This window comes from Allobosea sp. FG18, assembly GCF_057809495.1.
The window spans coordinates 345624-367236 of record NZ_JBMDKB010000001.1; the positions used below are offsets into that span (position 1 = coordinate 345624).

A 21613-nucleotide genomic window follows, 5' to 3' on the forward strand; every position below is an offset into this window, starting at 1 on the left:
CTCTAAATCCCTGCCGGGCGCCTCAAATCCAGCGTGAGCGGGAATTCGGCGCTGCGTTCTTCCGGCGGAATCGCCAGAGGGCCTGGACTATGCCCGATCGCCTCGAAACGTGCGAGCCGTCTTGCCTCCGCCTCGTAGGAATTGACCGGGGGTGTCTCGTAATTGCGCCCCCCGGGATGGGCGACATGATAGACGCAGCCGCCGAGCGAGCGGCCGGACCAGAGATCGACGATGTCGAAAGTCAGGGGCGCATGCACGGGGATCGTCGGATGCAGCCCCGAGGCCGGCTGCCATGCCTTGAAGCGCACCGCCGCGACGGCCTCGCCGGATGTGCCGGTCGCCGTCATCGGCAGGCGACGACCGTTGCAGGTTATGAGGTGGCGGCCCGGCACCAGTCCGGTCGCCTTGACCTGCAGGCGCTCGATCGAGCTGTCGACATAGCGCACCGTGCCGCCGATCGCGCCTTCCTCGCCCATGACATGCCAGGGCTCGAGCGCCTGCCGGATCTCGATCTCGACGCCGCCATGCGCGACCTTGCCGAAGAACGGGAAGCGGAACTCGGCCTGTGCCTCGAACCAGACGGGGTCGAAGGCGTAGCCGGCGCGTTGGAGATCGCCGAGCACATCCTTGAAATCCTGCCAGACCATCTCGGGCAGCATGAAGCGGTCATGCAGGGCAGTGCCCCACCGGACCAGCTTGCCGTCCAGCGGTTCGCGCCAGAACCAGGCGATCAGCGCCCGTAGCAGCAATTGCTGGGCAAGCGACATCCGCGCATCCGGCGGCATCTCGAAGCCGCGAAACTCGACCAGCCCGAGCCGGCCGGTCGGTCCGTCCGGCGAATAGAGCTTGTCGATGCAGATCTCGGTGCGGTGCGTATTGCCGGAGACGTCGACTAGGAGATTGCGGAACAGGCGGTCGACCAGCCAGAGCGGGATCGGCGCCTCGCCGGGCCCGGGCACCTGCTCCAGCGCGATCTCCAGCTCGTAGAGCTGATCCTGCCGGGCCTCGTCGATGCGCGGGGCCTGGCTGGTCGGGCCGATGAACAGGCCTGAGAACAGGTAGGAGAGAGAGGGGTGCCGGTTCCAGTAGAGGATGATGCTCTTGAGCAGATCCGGCCGGCGCAGGAAGGGCGAGTCGGCCGGCGTCACGCCGCCGAGCACGACATGGTTGCCGCCGCCGGTGCCGGTATGGCGGCCGTCGACCATGAATTTCTCGGCACAGAGCCGCGCCAGCCGCGCCTCCTCGTAGACGCCCTGCGTGATCGCCGCAGCCTCGCGCCATTCCGTCGCCGGGTGGATATTGACCTCGATCACGCCGGGATCGGGCGTGACCTTGATCACGTCGAGGCGCGGGTCGAAGGGGGGCGCATAGCCCTCGATATGCACGGGCTGGCCAAGCTCTTCCGCCACCGCTTCGACCGAGGCGACGAGGTCGAGATAATCCTCCAGCCGCTCGACCGGGGGCAGGAAGACGCAGAGCACGTTGTCGCGGATTTCGAGGCTGAGCGCCGTGCGGACGTGATCGCCGCCGATCTCCTGCTCGCGCCGGTCCTGGACCGGCCCTGAGGCGGTGGCCTGCGCTTCCACGCTCATCTGCGCCGGGCCGGGCCGCTCCTCCGTGGAGGTCGGTTCCGCAGGACGCGCCTCGGGATGATCGGTCCAGCTTGCTCCGGCCGGTCCCGCCGCCGCCAAAGGCGGGCGCGGCTCCAGCGGGTCCTGCGGATGGATATGCGGATATTCGGCCTTGGGCACGACGGGCAGCGAGCCGAGCGGCAGCCGGTAGCCGACCGGAGAATCGCCCGGCACGAGGAAGAGCTTGCCGCGGCGCAGCTTCCATTTCTCGGAGCGCCAGCGCCGGTCGCTCGCGCCCGCCTGCCAGCGCTGAACCGGGATGACATAGCCGCGCGGATTGCCCAGGCCGAGCTCGAAGACCCGCGCCATACGCGAGCGTTCCTCCGGGTCGGAGAGTCGTGAGTCGAGCGGATCGACATTGTCGGGAAGCTGCGCCTCCTTGAGTAGCCAGACGCCGGTATCCTCATAGGCCGGCACCACGTAATCGGCGCCGAGCCCGAGCTTCTCGGAAAGCCCCTGCGCTAGGGCCTCGGCATCGCGGATGGTGGCGCTCACCTCCAGCTCGCGGTCCCCGCCGGTCTGCGCGCCGGGTTCCCGCGCGATCAGGTCGGCATTGCGCCAGATCGGCTGGCCGTCCCGGCGCCAGTACAGAGCGAAGGCCCAGCGCGGCAGGCTCTCGCCGGGATACCATTTGCCCTGGCCGTAATGCAGCATCCCGCCCGGGGCGAAGCGCTGGCGCAGCCGCCGGATCAGCGTGTCGGCCCGCTGGCGCTTGGTCGGCCCGACCGCGGCGATGTTCCATTCCTCGCTGGTCTGGTCGTCGATCGAGACGAAGGTCGGCTCGCCGCCCATGGTGAGGCGGACATCCTGCGCCTTGAGATCGGCCTCGACGGTCTCGCCGAGCGCATCGAGTTCGCCCCAGGAGGCATCGGAGAAGGGCAGGGTGATGCGCGGCACCTCGTGCACGCGCGTCACGCTCATCTGGAAGTCGAAACTGGTCTCGGCATAGCTCGCCAAGCCCGAGACCGGCGCAGCCGAGCGGTAATGTGCCGTCGCGGCCAGCGGCAGATGGCCCTCGCCGGTGAGCAGGCCGGAGGTCGGGTCGAGCCCGACCCAGCCGGCGCCGGGGATATAGACCTCGGCCCAGGCATGCAGGTCAGTGAAATCCTTGTCCGTCCCGCGCGGGCCTTCGAGCGGGTCGATATCCGCCTTCATCTGGATCAGGTAGCCGGAGACGAAACGTGCTGCGAGACCGAGATGCCGGAGCGCCTGGACCAGGAGCCAGCTCGTGTCGCGGCAGGAGCCAGATCCGATCGACAGCGTGTGCTCCGGCTCCTGCACGCCCGGCTCCATCCGGATGCCGTAGGCGATGCGCTGTTGCAGGCGGGCGTTGAGGTCGACGATGAAGTTGACCGTGTTCATCGGCTCACGCGGCAATTCGGCGAGGAAGGCTTCAAGCAGCGGGCCGGCCGGCTCCGTCACCAGATAGGGTGAGAGTTCCTCGGTCTGCTCTGGCGTATAGGCGAAGGGGAAGGTCTCGGCCTGCGTCTCGACGAAGAAGTCGAAGGGATTGATGATCGACAGTTCCGTGACGACATCGACCTCGATCCGGAACTCGGTCACGGGCTCCGGGAAGACATAGCGCGCCAGCCAGTTGCCGGCCGGGTCCTGCTGCCAGTTCACGAAATGCTGGGCCGGCGTCACCTTCAGCGAATAGCTCTCGATCGCGGCGCGACAATGCGGCGCCGGCCGCAGGCGCACGATCTGCGGCCCGAGCGTGACTGGCCGGTCGTAGCGGTAATGCGTGACATGGTTCAGCGCGGCGATGATGGCCAAGTTTCGCCCCCTAATCCCAGGCGAGCGCCGCCTGTAACGTCAGGTTAGCCGGGCGGTTGACGCGCGCAAGGCATCGCCAGCGCCCGGATGGCCTCATGACCCGGCTTCGCTGCTCAAGAGATGTGCAAAATGAGCCGTTCCGCCCTTTCCATGGCCGTTGGTCGACTGGACAGCTGCACCGGACTGGTTGCAGATAGCGCCCAACGGGCGGCAAAGCGCCCGCGCAACACGAACGATGGGGAATCCGATGCGTCACGTAGCCAAATTGATGGCGGTTTCGGCCTTTACGGCACTGATGTCGACCACCGCCGCCTTCGCGCAGACGCCGAAGGACACGATCGTGATGGCCAAGCAGATCGACGACATCATCACGCTCGACCCGGCCGAGGCTTTCGAGTTCTCGGGCGTCGAGGTCGGCGCTAACGTCTACGACAAACTCATCAACATCGACATTTCCAAGAACAACGAGCTGATTCCGGATCTCGCCGAGAGCTGGACCGTCAGCCCCGACAACCTGACCTACACCTTCAAGCTGCGCAAAGGCGTCAAGTTCCACTCGGGCAACCCGATGACGGCCGCCGACGTGGTCTACTCCTTCCAGCGCGCGGTCACGCTCAACAAGTCGCCGGGCTTCATCCTGCGCCAGTTCGGTTTCGTTGCCGAGAACGTGCTCGACAAGGTCAAGGCCGTCGACGAGAACACCGTCCAGATCACGGTCTCGAAGCCCTACGCGCCGACCTTCTTCTATAACTGCCTGACCTCCGGCGTCGCCGCCATCGTCGACTCGAAGCTGGTCAAGGCCAATGAGAAGGACGGCGACTGGGGCAATGGTTGGCTCAAGCTGAACTCGGCCGGCTCGGGTGCTTTCAAGGTCCGCAGCTATCGCCCGAACGAGCAGTACACGCTCGACGCCAACGAGAGCTGGTACAAGGGCGCGCCGAAGAGCAAGCGCATCGTCGTGCGCCATGTCGCCGAGCCGGCCTCGCAGCGCCTGCTCGTCGAGAAGGGCGACGTCGACATCGCCCGCAACCTCTCGAAGGACCAGCTCGCGGCAGTCAAGAACAACAAGGACCTCGAGATCGTCCAGGGCGACAAGGGCTATATCCTCTATATGGGCCTGAACCAGAAGAACCCGAACCTCGCCAAGCCCGAGGTCCGCGAGGCGCTGAAGCTCCTGGTCGATTACGCCTCGATCGAGAAGAACATCCTTGAGGGCACCTACAAGCACCATGAGTCGTTCCTGCCGCAGGGCTTCCTCGGCGCGATCTCGGACAAGCCCTACCAGCTCAACGTCGCCAAGGCGAAGGAGCTGCTCGCCAAGGCTGGTCTCAGCAACGGCTTCACCGTCACCATGGACACCCGCTCGATCTCCCCGATCACCGATATCGCGCAGGCGATCCAGGCGACCTGGGCCCAGGCCGGCGTCAAGCTCGAGATCGTCCCCGGTGACGGCAAGCAGACGCTGACCAAGTACCGCGCCCGCACCCACGACATCTATATCGGCCAGTGGGGCCCGGACTATCTCGACCCGCACACCAATGCCGAGACCTTCGCCATCAACGAGGATAACGGTGAGGATGCGAAGTCGAAGACGCTGGCCTGGCGCAATGCCTGGAACATCCCGGAGATGACCAAGGTCACGCAGGGCGCCGTGCTGGAAGCCGATGCTGGCAAGCGCAAGACCACCTATGAGGGTCTGCAGCGCGACCACCAGAAGGTCTCGCCCTTCGTCATCATGTTCCAGCAGATCGAGGTCTCGGCCGAGCGCAAGAACGTGAAGGGCTGGGTCATCGGACCGAGCTCCGACACCAACCGCTACGCCACCATCGTCAAGAACTGAGCCTTCTGGCTCAGGAGCCCGCCGCGATTCCGAAAGGTCGCGGCGGGCTTCCTTTCATGCTCATTCCGGACATGGCCTGGATTCTGGCGCGGCGTGAAACGCCTGCGGCGATCCCCGGCGCTCCGACGAAAAACACTGGAAATGGAGGCGGGTCATGACAGCCGTGACGCAAGCTCCCACAGGCAAGGCCGCCGCGCCGGGCAGGCTGCGGCGCTGGGGCCGCGCGCTCTCGCGCGAGTTGACGACCGTGGTCATCACCATGTTCGGCCTGCTGCTGGTCACCTTCTTCATCGCCCGCGTCATTCCGATCGACCCGGTGCTAGCCGTCGTCGGCGACAACGCTCGGCCTGAAACCTATGAGGCGGCGCGCATCGAGCTCGGCCTCGACAAGCCGCTCTGGCAGCAATTCGCCATCTATATCGGCAAGGTCTTCACCGGGAATCTCGGCACCTCCGTGCTGACCTCGAACCCGGTCGTCGAGGACATCAAGCGCGTCTTCCCGGCGACGCTTGAACTCGCGACGCTCGGCACGCTGATCGGCGTGCTCATCGGCGTCCCGCTCGGCATCGTCGCCGCCGTCAACCAGGGCCGCTGGCAGGATCAGGTCGCCCGCGTCGTCGGCCTCGTCGGCTATTCCGTCCCGGTCTTCTGGATCGGCCTGATGGCGCTGCTGCTGTTCTACGCCAAGCTCGGTTGGGTCTCCGGACCGGGGCGGATCTCGGTGGTCTGGCAGGACATCGTCACCACCCGCACCGGCGTCATCATGATCGACGCCGCGCTGGAGGGTGAATGGGAGGCGTTCTGGGACGCCCTCTCGCATCTGATCCTGCCGGCTCTGGTGCTCGGCCTGCTCTCGGTGGCCTATATCAGCCGCATGACCCGCAGCTTCATGATCACCGAGCTGCAGCAGCAATATGTCATCGCCGCCCGCGTGAAGGGCGTCTCCGAGACCGCCGTGATCTGGCGCCACGCGCTGCGCAATGCCGCCGTGCCGCTCTTCACCGTGATCGCGCTCTCCTACATGCATCTGCTGGAGGGCTCGGTGCTGACCGAGACGATCTTCGCCTGGCCGGGCCTCGGCCGCTATCTCACCAACGCTCTGCTCAACGCCGACATGAATGCGGTGCTCGGTGGCACTCTGGTGGTCGGCGTCGTCTTCATCGGGGTCAATCTCCTGACCGACATCATCGGCCGCCTGGCCGATCCGCGCGTGCGTTGAGGAGACGGACATGAGCGACACTTCCTCTCCCGGCCTGCACGCCTGGCTGATCAGCGACTCGCCTGAGTCACGCCGACAGGCCCGTCTCGGCCAGCTTTACCGGCAATGGCTTGCCTTCAAGCGCAACCCGATGGCGGTGGCGGGCCTCGCCATCATCGTCCTGCTGCTGCTGATCGCCGCCTTCGCGCCCGTCATCGCGCCCTTCGATCCGATCGCGCAGGCGCTAGACAAGCGGCTGCTGCCGCCGTCGACGACCAACTGGTTCGGCACCGACGCGCTCGGCCGCGACATCTTCAGCCGCATCGTCTACGGCACGCGCATCACGCTGGTGATCGTGCTGCTGGTCGTGGTCACCGTCGGCCCCTTCGGCCTGCTGATCGGCGCGATCTCCGGCTATTACGGTGGTTGGGTCGATCGTCTGCTGATGCGCATCACCGACGTCTTCCTGGCCTTCCCGCGCCTCGTGTTGGCGCTGGCCTTCGTCGCGGCGCTCGGCCCCGGCATCGTCAACGCCATCATCGCCATCGCGATCACGACCTGGCCGCCCTATGCCCGCGTCGCCCGCGCCGAGACGATGGTGATCCGCAACCAGGATTATATCGCCGCGATGCGCCTGCAGGGCGCCTCGCAAGCCCGCATCATCTGGAAGCATGTCGTGCCGATGTGCATGTCCTCGCTGATCGTGCGCACCACCTTCGACATGGCCGGCATCATCCTGACCGCCGCCGGCCTCGGCTTCCTCGGCCTCGGCGCGCAGCCGCCGATGCCGGAATGGGGCGCGATGATCTCGGCCGGCCGCGAGCAGATTTTCGACCAGTGGTGGGTTGCGACCTTCCCCGGCGTCGCAATCTGCATCGTCGCGCTCGGCTTCAACCTGCTCGGCGACGGGCTCCGCGACGTCATGGATGCGAGGTAAGCCGATGGCGAGCGAGCAGCCTCTTCTCGAGGTCGACAATCTCAAGGTCGACTTCCACACGCCGACCGGCATCGTCCGGGCCGTGCGCGGCCTCTCCTTCACGCTTGGCCGCGAGCGGCTCGGCATCGTCGGCGAGTCCGGCTCGGGCAAGTCGATGACCGGCCGCGCCATCCTCGACCTGATCCCGCATCCGGGCGTCGTCAGCGCCGACCGCATGCGCTTCCGTGGTCAGGACCTGACGGCCATGGACAAGGGCGCGCGCCGCAAGCTCCGCGGCCGCCATATCTCCATGGTGATGCAGGACCCGAAATTCTCGCTGAACCCGGTCGAGACCGTGGGCAGCCAGATCGCCGAGGCCTATCGCATCCACCGCAAGGCCGGCTTCCGCGAGGCGCGCGAGCGCAGCCTCGCCATGCTGGAACAGGTGCAGATTCGTGAGCCCGCCCGCGTCTACGACCTCTATCCGCACGAGGTCTCGGGCGGCATGGGCCAGCGCGTCATGATCGCGATGATGCTGATCGCCGAACCGGAGGTCCTGATCGCCGACGAGCCGACCTCGGCGCTCGACGTCACCGTCCAGCTTCAGATCCTCAAGATCCTCGACGATCTCGTCACCGAGCGCGGCATGGGGCTGATCTTCATCAGCCACGACCTGCATCTGGTGCAGTCCTTCTGCGACCGCGTCATCGTCATGTATGGCGGCAAGGTCATGGAGACGCTGCCGGCGGCCGAGCTTGCCGACCCGGCGGCGCGCAGCCGCCGCCATCCCTATACGCTCGGCCTGCTCGAATGCCTGCCGGACCTCGATCATCCCCGGGCGAAGCTCGCCACCCTCAACCGTGACCCGGCGTGGCTGGCATGACGAACACAGCGATCTCCGTCGACAAGCTCAACGTCTCCTTCGGCGATTCCCATGTCGTGAAGGATCTCTCCTTCGACGTCCGCAGGGGCGAGAGCTACGGCCTCGTCGGCGAGTCCGGTTCGGGCAAGTCGACCGTGCTGCGCGTGCTCTCCGGCCTCAACCGGGAATGGAGCGGCAATGTCACGATCGAGGGCGTCGTGCAGCCCAAGGTCCGCGACAAGGCCTTCTATCGCAACGTCCAGATGGTCTTCCAGGACCCCTATGGCTCGCTGCACCCCAAGAAGACGGTCGACGACACGCTGGCCGAGCCGCTCGCCATCCACGGCCTCGACAACGCTGAGGCCCGCATCGGCAAGGCGCTCACGGATGTCGGCCTGCCCGCCTCGTTCCGCTTCCGCTATCCGCACCAGCTCTCGGGCGGCCAGCGCCAGCGCGTCGCGATCGCCCGTGCGCTGGTGCTCGAACCCTCGATCCTGCTCCTGGACGAGCCGACCTCGGCGCTCGACGTCTCGATCCAGGCGGAGGTGCTGAACCTGCTCGCGGCGCTCAGGCAGGAGCGCAAGCTGACCTATATCCTCGTCAGCCACGATCTCTCGGTCGTCGGCCATATGTGCGAGCGCCTGCTGGTCATGCAGTTCGGCCGCGCGGTCGAGGAAATGACGGTCGAGACGCTGGCCGCGCGTCAGCCGCAGACGGCCTATGCCCAGCAGTTGCTGACCGCGAGCGCGGGCTTCCGGCGCGCGGGCTGAACGACGAGGGGATCGGCCCTGCGCCGTCCCCTCTTTGCAGCGCGGCAAAACCGTCCCACTCTGGCCGCAGCCTTTCGGTACGGTGTATCCCGGTTGGCCGCTCCGTCATTGCGAGCGTAGCGAAGCAATCCAGGGGACTGGGTTGAACGGCTGCAACCCGGTCCCCTGGATTGCTTCGTCGCTTGCGCTTCTCGCAATGACGGGCACCGCATTGCGAACCGGCACCGCCTGACGGAGTTGTGAGACCTATGGACGCCATCGTGGACAACGCGCTTCGGCCCGAGACCATTCCCGAGCGGACGCCGGTCCCGCCCTTCGATCTCGTGATCTTCGGCGCGAGCGGCGATCTCGCGCTGCGCAAGCTCTTTCCGGCGCTCGCCCAACGCAACCGCGAGGGCGTCCTGCCCGGCGAGAGCCGCATCCTCGCCATCGTCCGCAAGGAGGAGGATGTCGAGGGGCTGCCGAAGCAGATCGCCAAGCGCCTAAGCGAGGAGGGCATCCCGAAGGATCAGGTCGAGCCCTTCCTGCGCCGCCTGACCATGGTCATGCTCGATGCGGTGAAGCCCGAGACCTATGGCGCGCTGAAGCAGGCCTTGGGAGAGAGCGAGCGCGTCCGCTCCTTCTACCTCTCGACCCCGCCGGACCTCTTCATCCCGATCTGCGAGAATCTCGCCAAGGCCGAGATCCTGACGCCGACCTCGCGCGTCATTCTGGAGAAGCCGCTCGGCCGCGACCTCGCCTCGGCGCGGGCGATCAACGATGCCGTCGCGCGCATCCTGCCGGAAAGCCGCACCTACCGGATCGACCATTATCTCGGCAAGGAGACGGTGCAGAACCTGCTCGTCCTGCGCTTCGCCAACACGCTGTTCGAGCGCTCCTGGTCGAGCCGCGATATCGACCATGTCCAGATCACCGTGGCCGAGACGGTCGGGCTGGAGCAGCGCGCCGGCTATTACGACAAGTCCGGGCATATGCGCGACATGGTCCAGAACCATCTCATGCAATTGCTGACCCTCTTCGCCATCGAGCCACCGAACATGCTGGAGGCCGGCGCCGTCCGCGAGGAGAAGATCAAGGTGCTGAAGGCGCTGCGCCCCATCGTCGGGCCGGATGTCCAGCGCTACACGGTGCGCGGCCAGTACGGCGCCGGGCAGATCGACGGCCAGCGCGTGCGCGGCTATTCCGAGGAACTCGGCCACGGCTCGAACACCGAGACCTTCGTCGCCATCCGCTGCGAGGTCGACAACTGGCGCTGGGCCGGCGTGCCGATCTATCTGCGCACCGGCAAGCGCATGGCGCAGCGCTATTCCGAGATCGCCGTCACCTTCAAGCCGGTGCCGCATTCGATCTTCGGCGGCGGCTCCTGCGACCGGCTCGACGCCAACCGCCTCTTCATCCGCCTGCAGCCGAACGACGGTGTCCAGCTCCAGCTGATGATGAAGGTGCCGGGCTCCGGCCGGCTCAAGATCGTGCCGCGCCAGCTCGACCTGCGCTATTCCACCGCCTTCGACGAGCGCACGCCGGATGCCTATGAGCGCCTCCTGACCGACGTGATCCGCGGCGACCAGACGCTGTTCATGCATCGTGATGAGGTCGAGCAGGCCTGGACCTGGGTCGATCCGATCATCGCCGGCTGGCAGGACTACTACCCGCATCCGCATCGCTACGCCGCCGGCTCCTGGGGGCCGTCGCAGGCGATCGGCCTGATCGAGCGCGACGGCCGCTCCTGGGCCGACCCGGATCTGATCTGATGGCCGGCCCGCTCGCCTGGCATCGCTTCGCCACGCTCGCCGATGCATCGGAGGCTCTGGCGGAGGCGGTCGCGGTCCGGCTGAAGGAGCTGCTTGCGGGGCAGGGCAGGGCGCTTCTCGCCGTGCCCGGCGGCACGACTCCGGCCGGCTTCCTCGCCGCGCTCGGCCGGCATGATCTGGCCTGGGAACAGGTCACGCTGCTGCCGACCGACGAGCGCTTCGTCGCGGCCGATGATGCCGCCTCGAACGAGCGCATGATCCGCGCGCAATTCGCGCCGCTGATCGCGGGGCGTGCGAGCTTCCTGTCCTTCCACGAGCATGGCAGCGATATCGAAGCCGCTGCCGCCCTGCTCTGCGCCAAGCTCGCCGAACTTCCCAAGATCGACCTGCTCGTCAGCGGCATGGGAGCGGACGGTCACATCGCCTCGCTCTTCCCGGGCGCGGAGGCGACGTTTAACGCCGTGCCTGACAGCGGCATCGTCGTCGCCCGCCCACCGGGGTTGCCGCCGCGCCTGTCGCTCTCGCCCGCCCGCCTGCTCGGTGCCGGCTGGGCGAGCCTGCTCGTCTCCGGCGCCGCCAAGGAAGCGGTGCTTCAGGCCGCTCCAGAGCGCGCACAGCAGCCGCTGCCGGTCGATCTTCTGCTCGGCGGCGCGCGAGGGCTCGACGTCTACTGGGCGAAGGAGTAGAGCCGGATTTCCTGCTCAAATCGATTGAAAGACGAGACCATGGACGAGACTGCCGCGATTGCCCGGTTGAAGAGCTGCGGCGTGATCCCCGTCGTGGTGATCGAGGACGCCTCGCGCGCCGTCGATCTCGCTCATGCATTGGTTGCCGGTGGTATCGATGTCGTCGAGGTCACGCTGCGCCGCCCGGCCGCGATGGAAGCCCTCGCGGCCATCGCGAAATCGGTGCCGAAGGCTTTGGCGGTTGCCGGTACCGTCGTGACACCGGCCCAGGCCCAGCAGGTCAAGGATGCCGGCGCGCAGGCCGTGGTCAGCCCCGGCTTCAGCGAGAGCGTCGACGAAGCCTTGCGCAAGGTCGGCCTGCCTTGGCTGCCGGGCGTGGCAACCGCTTCGGATTGCATGCGCGCCGTTGCGGCTGGCCGCACCACCGCGAAATTCTTCCCGGCCGAGCAGGCCGGCGGCCCGCCGGCCTTGAAGGCGCTGTCCGGCCCGTTCCCGCAAATGACCTTCTGCCCGACCGGCGGTGTAGGCCTGAAGAATCTCGGTGATTATCTCGCCTTGCCGCAGGTCATCTGCGTCGGCGGCTCGTGGCTGGTTCCGGCCGATACGATCGCCGCGGGTGACTGGAAGCGGATCGAGACGCTGGCGCGCGAGGCGAAGGAAGCGTTCCAGAAGGCGCGGGCGTAAGGGCGGGAAAAGAAGGGTGTCATCCCGTGCGCGCTGCAGCGTGTAACGCTGCTGCGCAGACACGGGACCGCGCGACGAGAAGGCGCCTTTTCCTGAGGACGGTCCCGCATCTGCGCAGCAGCACTTCGTGCCGCAGCGCGTGCGGGAAGACAGCCTTCACGCCGCGAGCTTCTCGCGCACCATCTCGGCAATCGCCAGCGAACTCGTCAGCCCCGGACTCTCGATGCCCAGCAGGTTGACGAGCTCCGTCACGCCATGCACCTCCGGCCCGTCGATGCGGAAATCCGGCATCGGCTCGGTCGGCCCGTGCAGCTTCGGCCGGATGCCGGCATAGTCCGCGACGAGCGCCTCGTCCGGTAGCCCCGGCCAGTACGTCCGGATCGCCGCGTAGAATTTCTTCGCCCGCGCCGGATCGACGACCAGGTCCTGGTCGCTCTCGACCCATTCGACATCAGGCCCGAACTTCACCCGCCCGCCCATGTCGATCGTGGCGTGGATGCCCAGCCCCGCCGCCTCCGGCACGGGATAGACCAGATGGCTGAAGGGCTGCTTGCCCGTCAGCGCGAAATAATTGCCCTTGGCATAGTGCTGCACCGGCACATGCGCGGCCGGGAAGCCGTCGAGCAGGCCGAGCAGCTTCGGCGCGCCATGGCCGGCCGAATTGACCACGGTCCGAACGCTATAGGTCGCCGGATCGTCGCCGCCGAAATCGACGCTGAAGCCTTCCGCTTCGCGGCGCCAGCCGGTGATCGGCGTGTTCAGCGCAAGCGAACCGCCGGCCGCTTCGCATTCGCCGAGCAGCGACAGCATCAGCGCATGGCTGTCGACGACGCCCGTCTCGGGCGAGAGCAGCGCGATCTCGCAGCGCACCTCCGGCTCCATTGCCTTGGCCTCGGCGCCGGAGAGCCAGCGCAGCGTGTCGACGCCGGACGCCTTGGCGCGGGTCATGATCGTCTCCAGCGCCGGCTTCTGGGCTTCCGAGGTGGCGACGATCAGCTTGCCGCAAGCCTTGTGCGGCAGACTGCGCTCTTGCAGGTAGCGATAGAGCAGCTCACGGCCCGCGACACAGACGCGGGCCTTCAGGGAGCCGGGCGGATAATAGATCCCGGCATGGATGACCTCGGAATTGCGCGCCGAGGTCTGGGTGCCGATGCCCTCGGCAGCCTCGGCGATGACGACCTCGCGTCCGGCCAGCGCCAGCTCGCGGGCAACCGCGAGGCCGACGACGCCGGCCCCGATCACCAGACAATCGATGTCGCTCATCGCCTCAGCCGTCAACCGCGCTGCGGCATGGCGATCTCGATGAGGCTCGCCCAGTAGTTCACGCCGACCGGGATCGCCGCATCGTTGAACTCGTAGGCCGGGTTGTGCAGGCCCGCCGAGTCGCCGTTGCCGATATTGATGAAGGCGCCGGGGCGCTCCTCCAGCATGTAGGAGAAGTCTTCCGAGCCCATGGTCGGCGGCACCTCGGTGTTGATCGCGTCCGAGCCGAAGGCCTCCTTCGTCACGCTGGTGGCGAAATCGGTCTGGCCGGCATGGTTGAAGGTCACCGGATAGCCGCGGCGATAGTTGAGCTGATACTTCATGCCGAAGGCCTTCATCACGCCCTCGACGATCTCGGCGATGCGCTTCTCGGCGAGGTCGCGGGTTTCCGGCGTCAGCGTGCGGACCGAGCCCTTGATCTCCGCGGTCTGCGGAATGACGTTGAAGGCCTCGCCGGCATTGAGCGCGGTCACCGAGACGACGATCGAGTCGAGCGGATCGGCATTGCGCGAGGCGACCGTCTGCAGCGCAGTGACGAGCGCGCAGGAGGCGACGATCGGGTCGTTGACGCGATGCGGCGCCGCCGCATGGCCACCAAGGCCCTCGATCTTGATGTGGAGCTGGTCGGCCGCAGCCATCGCAGGACCCTTGCGGATCTCGAACTTGCCGACCGGCACGCCCGGCTTGTTGTGCATGCCGTAGACTTCCTGGATGCCGAAGCGGGTGATCAGACCGTCGTCGATCATCGCCTTGGCGCCGGCGCCGCCCTCTTCGGCCGGCTGGAAGATGAGCACGGCGGTGCCGTCGAAATCGCGGGTCTCGGTCAGGTACTTGGCGGCGCCGAGCAGCATGGCGGTATGGCCGTCATGGCCGCAGGCATGCATCTTGCCGGGCACGGTCGAGCGGTGCGGGAGATTGGTCTCTTCATGGATAGGCAGCGCGTCCATGTCGGCGCGCATGGCGATGACCCGGCCGGAATCCTGGCCCTTGCCCTTGATGACGCCGACGACACCGGTCTGGCCGACGCCGGTGGCGACTTCGTCGACGCCCCATTCCCGCAGCTTGTCGGCGACGAGGCCGGCGGTCCGATGGACGTCGTACATCAGCTCGGGGTGGCGATGGATGTCGCGGCGGATCGCGGTGATTTCCGGGGTGAGCGCCGCGATGATGTCGGTCTTGGGCATCGTATCCTCTGAGATGGAATGGGGCGACCGCGCAGAAAGCGGGTGCCGTCGCACAGGCTAGCCCAGCCGCGCCCTGCCTGTCCAAGCCGGTGGCGCGCAGGGGATGGGCCTCGGCGGAATGGCGGGCGGGCGCGAAGGCCGATCCACCGGGGCATCCCGTGCGCGCTGCGGCATTCCATGCCGCTGCGCAGACACGGGACCGTTCTCAGGAAAGGGTGCCTTTTTGAGAGGCTGCGCGTAGAGGCGCCTCCTCGTCATGCGGTCCCGTGTCTGCGGAGCACCGCTGCGCGCTGCACCGCGCACGGGATGACAGCTCCCTTTCCCGGCGCCGTTCCAGGCCACCAGCCAGGGGGGATCGACGGCATGACCAAGAGCCATGAACGATCTGGGTAGCGTTAATACAATAACTCGAAAAGGCACCAGCCACGATTTGGCCTTGCTTCACGATTAGAGGCAGCGGCATCCGTTCGGGCCATCGAGCTTATCTGGCCTGATCCTTTCCAGTTCCCCATTACATGTTTGGTAGATGATGCGTCGCTTGTCGTTGCTTGCGTTACTATGCGGTTTCTTGCCTGCTGCTGCCATGGCCGATGGTACGCCCGAGAAAATATCCTTTCAGCCGCAGGTCAAAGGCCTCGGTTGCCTGAAGCCCGAAACCAAGGCGATGATCGCCGAACTCGTCGCGAAGATCGGTCCGATCCAGATCACCTCGACCTGCGGCGGCCGCCATGCCCGGAACTCGCAGCACTACAGCGGCCGGGCGATTGATTTCCGGCCGATGGCGACGTCGTCGCGCAAGGCCGCGGCCGCGGCGCGCGCGATCGACAATGTCGGCGGTGTCGGCACTTATTCCAACGGTCTGGTCCATGCCGATGTCGGCCAGCGCGAGGCATCCTGGTACGGCCACAAGCGCAGCCGTTACGCTTCCGCCAGCAAGCGCAGCCGTTATGCGAGGCTCGCCCGCAACAGCAACTGACGAAACCCGCGCGCTCTCTAGCGGGGCGCGGTCGTGAGCCTGTGCCGATAGACCAGATCATTCGGATCGGGTCTGTCGGCCACGAGGTCGCGGACCGCGCCGAGCCGCTCCGCCACGGCGACCGAGGCTGCGTTGTCCGGCGCGATATAACTCACCAGTTCGGAGACCCCGAGTGCCTGCGCGGCCCAGTCGCGTAAGGAGCGGGCGGCCTCGGTGGCGTAACCCTGTCCTTCGTTGCCCTCGTAGAGCAGCCAGCCCAGCTCCTTCTCCGGGAAGAGCGGGCCGTGGCTGATGCCGACCTGGCCGATGCAGAGGCCGTCCGTGCGTCGGTCGATCATCAGCCCGCCATGGCCGTACAAGCTCCAGCAGGCGATGTCATGGCAGAACAGGCCCCAGGCTTGTTTTCGTGACAGTGGCCCGCCGAACCCGCCGGAGCGGGGCGAGGCCAGGAGGGTGGCATAGGCTGGAAAATCCGCCTCTGTCATGGGGCGCAGCGCGAGGCGCTGCGTTTGCAGCGTCGGGATCGATCGGTCGTTCATGGCCGGTTCCGGAATGGCAGTGGGATCGGCATCAGACGCCGAAGCTCGTGCGCCAGCTCGCGATATCCTCGAGCGCGACATTCGAGCCGCAGAGTACGAGGCAGACGCGCTCGCCCTGCTGGAAGCTGTCCTTGCGCGCCGACGCGGCGGCGACCACGCAGGCCGCTGCCGGCTCCAGCAGCACCCGCCCGTTCTGGAGCACCCAGACGAGCTCGCGGACGGCGTCCGCGTCGGGCACCACGATGATGTCCTCGAGGAACTGCCGTGCCGCTGCCATGGTGCGCTTCGTCGCGAAAGGAGCGCCGAGCGTGCGGGCGATCGAGGTCGGACGGATCGCGACAGGTTCGCCGGCCGCCAGCGCCTGCGTCATCGTTGTGGCGCCCTCGGTCTCGACGCCGTGCAGGCGTAGCGCCGGATCGAGTCCCTTGAGGGCTGTGCCGACACCGGCCGAAAAGCCGCCGCCGCCGACCGAGATGAAGACATGGTCGAGCCGCCCGCCGGCATCGGCCGCCAGTTCGAGGCCGAGCGTGCCGTGCCCGGCGATGATGGCCGGGTCGTCATAGGAATGGACATGCGTCATGCCTTGCGCGGCGTAAGTCTCCGCCTTCGCAAAGGCGGCGAGGGAATCCTCGCAGAGCTCGACTTGCCCGCCGGCCTCTTCCGTCAGGCGGATATTCAGCGCCGGCGTCGCCTTCGGCATCAGCACCAGCGCCCGCGTCCCGACGGCGCGCGCGACCAGCGACACGGCGATGGCATGGTTTCCGCCGGAGACGGTGACGACACCGCGCTTCAGTTCGGCCTCGCTGAGCCCCATCAGCTTGTTGTAGCAGCCGCGGACCTTGAAGGAGCCTCCGAGCTGCAGGCTCTCGACCTTCACCCAGGCCTCGACGCCAAGCCGCGCCGAAAGCCCCGCGCTATAGTAGGTCGGCGTGCGGCGGACCTTGCCGGCGATGCGCGCCGCGGCGGCCTGGACGTCGCCAAGGGTGACGTCGAATGCGGTGACGTCGAATGTCATGGGGCTGGTCCTCTGCCGGGGCGATTCCGATCCGGCGGCACGAGAGCGCGGCGGATGCCCGCCCGTCAAGCGTCGGCTAACCCCGTGAGGGCGTGGTTGAAAGCAGCCGTCAGGGAGCCGACGGCGGGCTCGCCTTCGGGCGCGTATGGTTGACCGGGCGCGTCGGCAGCGGCACGGCGGGCCGGTCGGTGCGATACTGGCCCCGCGCGATGGCGCCGAACAGCAGCATCACGGCGGTCAGCGTCATCAGCCACCACGGCAGCAGCGGCGCGAAGCCGAAGACGCTGAGCGCGAAGGCGGTGGTGAAGGCGGCGACGCCGCCGGCGGCGAGCGCCCCGGTCATGCGGCCGGCAGCGCGGATCGCGAAATAGAGGCAGGCGGCCGCGGCAGCAGCGCCGACCAGCCCGAGCTCATACCAGGTTTCGAACAGCAGCGTCGCCGGAGCGGGCTGCGGCAAGGTCCCGTTCATCTGTCCGCGGACCACGGTGTCGAGGCCGTGGCCGGTGATCAGCTCGATCGGCGATTGCCGGATCACGTCGGCCCAGATCGACAGCATCTGCGCGAAATCATCGGCGCTGTCGGGCAGGATCGTGACGAGCGGCGCCATCAGGAAGGGCAGGACCGGCGCGAACAGCATCAGCCCGGCGACGATCGCCGCGATGATCTGCGCCGCGCGCTCGGGGTTGGCCGTGACCGCGCCGAAGGCGACGGCGCCGAAGATCATCGCCAGAGTCTCGCCATCCTCGAACCGCGTCAGCGCCAGCAGCGTCACGACGAGCGCCAGCCCGAGCGCGCTGAGACCGCGTTCGCGCGACAGCAGCCAGGCCAGCGCCGGCCAGGCCATGATCAGAATGATCGAAACGCCGCGCTCGACGGCGCCGGGCGGCGTCTCGGCATGGCGCAGCGCCGCGACCGCGATCAGCCCGAGCGCGAAGATGCCGGCGCTGCCGGTACCCAGCGCGACGAGGTTGAGGTTCGAGGAGCGCATCCGCTCGGGCAGGGCGGAAAGGCCGACGAAGCCGAGCACGGCTGCGAGCAGCAGATTGGCGGCCTTCTCGGCGGCCGCTGCCGGGAACGGACTCCAGACCAGCGACAGGAAGGCCCATCCGATCAGGCCGATCAGGATCAGGCCGGGGCGGCTGACCAGAAGCGCCCGGAGCATGCCCACGAATCTGCGGGGGTCCTCGATCAGGGTCGCGATGATCAGCAGCACGACGCCGATCGGCACCAGCACGACGGCGGCCCGGCGTGAGACCAGCGCGGCCAGCGGCAGGACGAGCGCCAGCGTGCCGAAGCCGATGCGCCGCAGCAGCAGCGCGGCATCGGTGGCCGGGTCGAGCGGAGCTTGGGCGTTGTTGCGGATCATGCGTTCCGGCGGGTCCTGACAGCCTCTCGGCCTGCCCGGCCGCCCGGGATGAGCCGCCGTCACCCTAGCGGGCGCAAGCGCCCGCGACTGTAGGTGCGGGGCAACACTGTCGCGACATCTCTCCGGCGGGATCGCGGGGGGCGTGGCATCGTCGCCTCTGGTGGAGCGGCGGCGTTCGTGAGAGAAACCGGCATGATCATGCTGGCAGCCATCCCCTTCGCGAGCGGCTTTCCGATCGATGCCTTCATGCACGGGCTCGTCGCGCGGCTGAAGCGGCAGGGCCTGCGCCTCGGCGGCGTGGTCCAGCATAACGATGCCACCTGCGACGACAGCTGCATGGCGATGTCGCTGGAGGACGTCGCCAGCGGCCGGCGCTTCCCGATCAGCCAGGATCTCGGCGCCGGCGCCTCGGGCTGCCATCTCGATGCGGCCGGATTGGCCGCCGCCGCCGTTGCCTTCTCCGATGCACTGGCCGGAGGCGTCGATCTCGTGATCGTCAACCGCTTCGGCAAGCAGGAGGCTTTGGGCGAGGGCCTGCGCCAGGAGATCGCCGGCGCGCTGCTCGCCGGCTTGCCGCTCCTGATCGCCGTGCGCAGCGATTTCCTGCCCGCCTGGCGCGCATTCGCCGGCGACGACTGGCTCGAACTGCCGCCCGACGAGGAGGCCGTCGAGCACTGGGCGCAGGCAGTGACGGCCGTCGCGGCCTGAGGCCCGTGGGGTGATCTTCCCGGGCAGGGTGTCGGAATGACAGGGCGTGCGGAAACGCCGACCATCGGCCTGATCCTTGCGGGCGGCCTCGCCCGGCGGATGGGCGGCGGCGACAAGGCGCTGAAGCCGCTCGCCGGCCGGCCGATCCTCGCCCATGTCGTCGATCGCCTGCGGGGCCAATGCGATGGGCTCCTGCTCAATGCCAACGGCGATCCGGCTCGTCTGGCCGCATTCGGCCTGCCGGTCGTCGCCGATACAGTGCCGGACTTCGCCGGTCCGCTCGCAGGTGTTCTGGCCGGGCTCGACTGGATCGCCGCGCATAGGCCGCAAACCGGTTGGCTGCTGAGCGTCGCGGCCGATACGCCCTTCATTCCGGATGATCTCGCCGCGCGATTGCATCATATGCGCCTCGCCGCCGGCACGCCGCTCGCCTGCGCTGCCTCGGCTGGACGGCAACACCACGCCATCGGTCTCTGGCCGGTCACGTTGCGGGAGGATTTGCGCGCGGCATTGGTTGCGGGCGAACGCAGGCTCGGCCGCTGGACGCAAGGCCATGGCGTTGCCGTCGCCGAGTGGCCGGCAGAGCCGATCGACCCCTTCTTCAACGTCAACACGCCGGAGGACCTCGCCGAAGCCGAGCGCCTCGCGGCGGGCGCGAGCTGACGGCGCCTATCCCTCCAGCAGCGCCTTCAGCGCCGCGAGGTCGCGGCTGACCATGGCGGCATCGCGTGCCATCTCGTCGTCGGACATGCCTTCGCGCTGGAACAGCGTGAAGACGAGTTCGGCCCCGTCGCCATTGGCAACGACCCGCATCGGATTGTGCATGGCCGGGCCGTGCTCGGGGATGACGGCATGGTCGAGCACGCCATGGTTGTTCGGCTCGCTGAACAGGATGCGCATCGGCCCCATCGGCGTCTCGGCGCGCCAGGTCATGCCCTCGACCGGCACGAAGCTGTGGCCGAGGCCCTCGGCCCAGCGCGGGAAATTCACGGGGTCGGCGAGGAAGGTGTAGACCTCCTCCACCGGGCGATCGATGCCGATCCCGATATGGCGGGCACGATGGACGGCCATGGCTTTCGTCCTTTTCACATCAAAACGCGGGTCATCCCGGCCGAAGTGAAACGAAGAGCCGGGATCCACGCCTGAACCTTTGCCGGAAGCACTCCGGCATGGATCCCGGATCGGCGCCGCCATAGGCGGCTTGTCCGGGATGACCGCGCGGTTCCACGCAAAGTCGATAAATGGTGAGAACAAAATAGGAACATTTATGGCGGCCTGTCAAGCCGCCCGTGCCGTGGTGCCGCTTTACTCGATCACGATGCGCGGCGCCGCCCGGACCGCGCCCCCGAGGCTGGCCTGCACCTGCCGCGCCAGCGCGACATAGGCCTTGGCATGGGCGCTCGACGGATCGCTCGCGACGATCGGCCGGCCGCCGTCCGAGGTCTCGCGGATCGGCATGGCCAGCGGGATCTCGCCGAGGAAGGGGATGCCGAGCCGCTCGGCCTCGTGACGGGCGCCGCCATGGGCGAAGATGTCGGAGCGATGTCCGCAGGCCGGGCAGGTGAAATAGCTCATGTTCTCGACGAGGCCGAGGATCGGCACCGCGACCTTCCTGAACATGGCGACGCCGCGGCGTGCGTCGAGCAAGGCGAGGTCCTGCGGCGTCGAGACGATGACGGCGCCGGCGAGCGGCACCTGCTGGGCCATGGTGAGCTGGGCGTCGCCGGTGCCCGGCGGCATGTCGACGACCAGCACGTCGAGCTCGCCCCAGGCGACCTCGCGCAGCATCTGGGTGATCGCCGAGATCACCATCGGCCCGCGCCATATCATCGGTGTTTCCTCGTCGACGAGGAAACCGATCGACATCACCTTGAGGCCATAGGCTTCCATCGGCGCGAGCGTCCGGCCCGAGACGATCTGTGGCTTGCCGGTGATGCCGAAGATCTTCGGCATGGACGGCCCGTAGATGTCGGAATCGAGCACGCCGACCTTGAGGCCGAGCGTCGCGAGCGCCACCGCGAGATTGGCTGCGGTCGTCGACTTGCCGACGCCGCCCTTGCCGCTGGCCACCGCGATGATCTGCTTCACACCCGGCACGCCGGCAGGCTTCGGCGCGCCGCCCGGTCCGGGGCGCTGCGCCTGCTGGCGCGCCTGCATGCCGGCGGAGGGGGCGGCCTTGTCGGCGGTCAGCCCCACCAGAACCTGCGTCACGCCCGGCAGGCCGCCGACGGCGCTCTCGGCCGCCTTGCGCACCGGCTCCATCGCTGCGGCTTCCGTCGCGTCGATGCCGATGGCGAAGATCACCTTGCTGCCATCGACGAGGATGTCGCCGATGCGGCCGGAGGCGGCGAGCGACTGCCCGCTCGCCGGCAGCTTCACCAGTTCGAGCGCCCGCAGGACATCGGCTTGGGAGACGGTCACGTCGTTGGACTCCGTTGGCTGGTCTGT

At 67.6% G+C, this 21613-nt stretch carries 19 protein-coding genes; 11 read left to right on the forward strand and 8 right to left on the reverse strand.

Features of this window, described 5'->3' with window-relative positions:
• Positions 1-2: 2 nt before the first annotated feature.
• The gene (locus tag ACODTJ_RS01685) at positions 3-3407 is read right to left on the reverse strand and encodes a transglutaminase family protein (RefSeq protein WP_454657987.1); all 3405 of its coding nucleotides are present in this window, start codon (positions 3405-3407) and stop codon (positions 3-5) included.
• A 235-nt stretch (positions 3408-3642) separates the two neighbouring features.
• On the opposite strand from ACODTJ_RS01685, the gene ACODTJ_RS01690 reads away from it, so the two are divergent.
• The 8 genes from ACODTJ_RS01690 (at position 3643) to eda (ending at position 12114) form a co-directional block, all read left to right on the forward strand.
• On the forward strand, positions 3643-5247 hold the full coding sequence (locus ACODTJ_RS01690; RefSeq protein ID WP_454657986.1) for an ABC transporter substrate-binding protein: 1605 nt from the start codon (positions 3643-3645) through the stop codon (positions 5245-5247).
• 163 nt (positions 5248-5410) lie between these two features.
• The gene (locus ACODTJ_RS01695) at positions 5411-6466 is read left to right on the forward strand and encodes an ABC transporter permease (protein WP_454659036.1); all 1056 of its coding nucleotides are present in this window, start codon (positions 5411-5413) and stop codon (positions 6464-6466) included.
• A gap of 10 nt (positions 6467-6476) precedes the next feature.
• Positions 6477-7382, forward strand: coding sequence for a nickel transporter permease (gene nikC, locus ACODTJ_RS01700; protein WP_454657985.1), 906 nt, complete (start codon positions 6477-6479; stop codon positions 7380-7382).
• 4 nt (positions 7383-7386) lie between these two features.
• The gene (locus ACODTJ_RS01705; RefSeq protein ID WP_454657984.1) at positions 7387-8244 is read left to right on the forward strand and encodes an ABC transporter ATP-binding protein; all 858 of its coding nucleotides are present in this window, start codon (positions 7387-7389) and stop codon (positions 8242-8244) included.
• Positions 8241-8993 (forward strand): ABC transporter ATP-binding protein, encoded by a 753-nt coding sequence (locus ACODTJ_RS01710; protein WP_454657983.1) that lies wholly within the window; start codon positions 8241-8243, stop codon positions 8991-8993. The genes ACODTJ_RS01705 and ACODTJ_RS01710 overlap by 4 nt, the downstream gene beginning before the upstream one ends.
• A gap of 248 nt (positions 8994-9241) precedes the next feature.
• A complete protein-coding gene (gene zwf, locus ACODTJ_RS01715; protein WP_454657982.1) occupies positions 9242-10744 on the forward strand; it encodes a glucose-6-phosphate dehydrogenase in 1503 nt (500 codons plus the stop codon).
• Entirely contained in the window at positions 10744-11430 is a 687-nt protein-coding gene (gene pgl / locus ACODTJ_RS01720; RefSeq protein WP_454657981.1) for a 6-phosphogluconolactonase, read from the forward strand. The genes zwf and pgl overlap by 1 nt, the downstream gene beginning before the upstream one ends.
• A gap of 39 nt (positions 11431-11469) precedes the next feature.
• The gene (eda, locus tag ACODTJ_RS01725) at positions 11470-12114 is read left to right on the forward strand and encodes a bifunctional 4-hydroxy-2-oxoglutarate aldolase/2-dehydro-3-deoxy-phosphogluconate aldolase (protein ID WP_454657980.1); all 645 of its coding nucleotides are present in this window, start codon (positions 11470-11472) and stop codon (positions 12112-12114) included.
• Between the two features lie 156 nt (positions 12115-12270).
• Here the strand turns inward: eda and ACODTJ_RS01730 are convergent, their stop codons facing one another.
• Both ACODTJ_RS01730 and ACODTJ_RS01735 read right to left on the reverse strand, forming a co-directional pair.
• Entirely contained in the window at positions 12271-13377 is a 1107-nt protein-coding gene (locus ACODTJ_RS01730) for an NAD(P)/FAD-dependent oxidoreductase (RefSeq protein ID WP_454657979.1), read from the reverse strand.
• An 11-nt stretch (positions 13378-13388) separates the two neighbouring features.
• Positions 13389-14561 carry a M20 aminoacylase family protein gene (locus ACODTJ_RS01735; RefSeq protein ID WP_454657978.1) on the reverse strand — a complete coding sequence of 391 codons (1173 nt, stop codon included), beginning with the start codon at positions 14559-14561 and terminating at the stop codon, positions 13389-13391.
• Between the two features lie 583 nt (positions 14562-15144).
• On the opposite strand from ACODTJ_RS01735, the gene ACODTJ_RS01740 reads away from it, so the two are divergent.
• The gene (locus ACODTJ_RS01740; protein ID WP_488847500.1) at positions 15145-15537 is read left to right on the forward strand and encodes a hypothetical protein; all 393 of its coding nucleotides are present in this window, start codon (positions 15145-15147) and stop codon (positions 15535-15537) included.
• A gap of 17 nt (positions 15538-15554) precedes the next feature.
• Here ACODTJ_RS01740 and ACODTJ_RS01745 read toward each other — a convergent pair whose 3' ends face one another.
• The 3 genes from ACODTJ_RS01745 to ACODTJ_RS01755 all read right to left on the reverse strand — a co-directional run bounded on the left by ACODTJ_RS01745 (position 15555) and on the right by ACODTJ_RS01755 (position 18457).
• A complete protein-coding gene (locus tag ACODTJ_RS01745) occupies positions 15555-16076 on the reverse strand; it encodes a GNAT family N-acetyltransferase (RefSeq protein ID WP_488847501.1) in 522 nt (173 codons plus the stop codon).
• 31 nt (positions 16077-16107) lie between these two features.
• Positions 16108-17091 carry a threonine ammonia-lyase gene (locus ACODTJ_RS01750; protein ID WP_454657975.1) on the reverse strand — a complete coding sequence of 328 codons (984 nt, stop codon included), beginning with the start codon at positions 17089-17091 and terminating at the stop codon, positions 16108-16110.
• A gap of 109 nt (positions 17092-17200) precedes the next feature.
• A complete protein-coding gene (locus ACODTJ_RS01755; RefSeq protein ID WP_454657974.1) occupies positions 17201-18457 on the reverse strand; it encodes a peptide ABC transporter permease in 1257 nt (418 codons plus the stop codon).
• Between the two features lie 192 nt (positions 18458-18649).
• Here ACODTJ_RS01755 and ACODTJ_RS01760 point away from each other — a divergent pair, with 192 nt between their 5' ends.
• Together ACODTJ_RS01760 and mobA are read left to right on the forward strand one after the other, a co-directional pair.
• Positions 18650-19165 (forward strand): DUF2478 domain-containing protein, encoded by a 516-nt coding sequence (locus ACODTJ_RS01760; protein ID WP_454657973.1) that lies wholly within the window; start codon positions 18650-18652, stop codon positions 19163-19165.
• Between the two features lie 36 nt (positions 19166-19201).
• Entirely contained in the window at positions 19202-19828 is a 627-nt protein-coding gene (gene mobA / locus ACODTJ_RS01765; protein WP_454657972.1) for a molybdenum cofactor guanylyltransferase MobA, read from the forward strand.
• Between the two features lie 6 nt (positions 19829-19834).
• Here mobA and ACODTJ_RS01770 read toward each other — a convergent pair whose 3' ends face one another.
• Together ACODTJ_RS01770 and ACODTJ_RS01775 are read right to left on the reverse strand one after the other, a co-directional pair.
• On the reverse strand, positions 19835-20236 hold the full coding sequence (locus ACODTJ_RS01770) for an SRPBCC family protein (protein ID WP_454657971.1): 402 nt from the start codon (positions 20234-20236) through the stop codon (positions 19835-19837).
• A gap of 234 nt (positions 20237-20470) precedes the next feature.
• The gene (locus ACODTJ_RS01775) at positions 20471-21586 is read right to left on the reverse strand and encodes an Mrp/NBP35 family ATP-binding protein (RefSeq protein WP_454657970.1); all 1116 of its coding nucleotides are present in this window, start codon (positions 21584-21586) and stop codon (positions 20471-20473) included.
• Between the last annotated feature and the right edge of the window lie 27 nt (positions 21587-21613).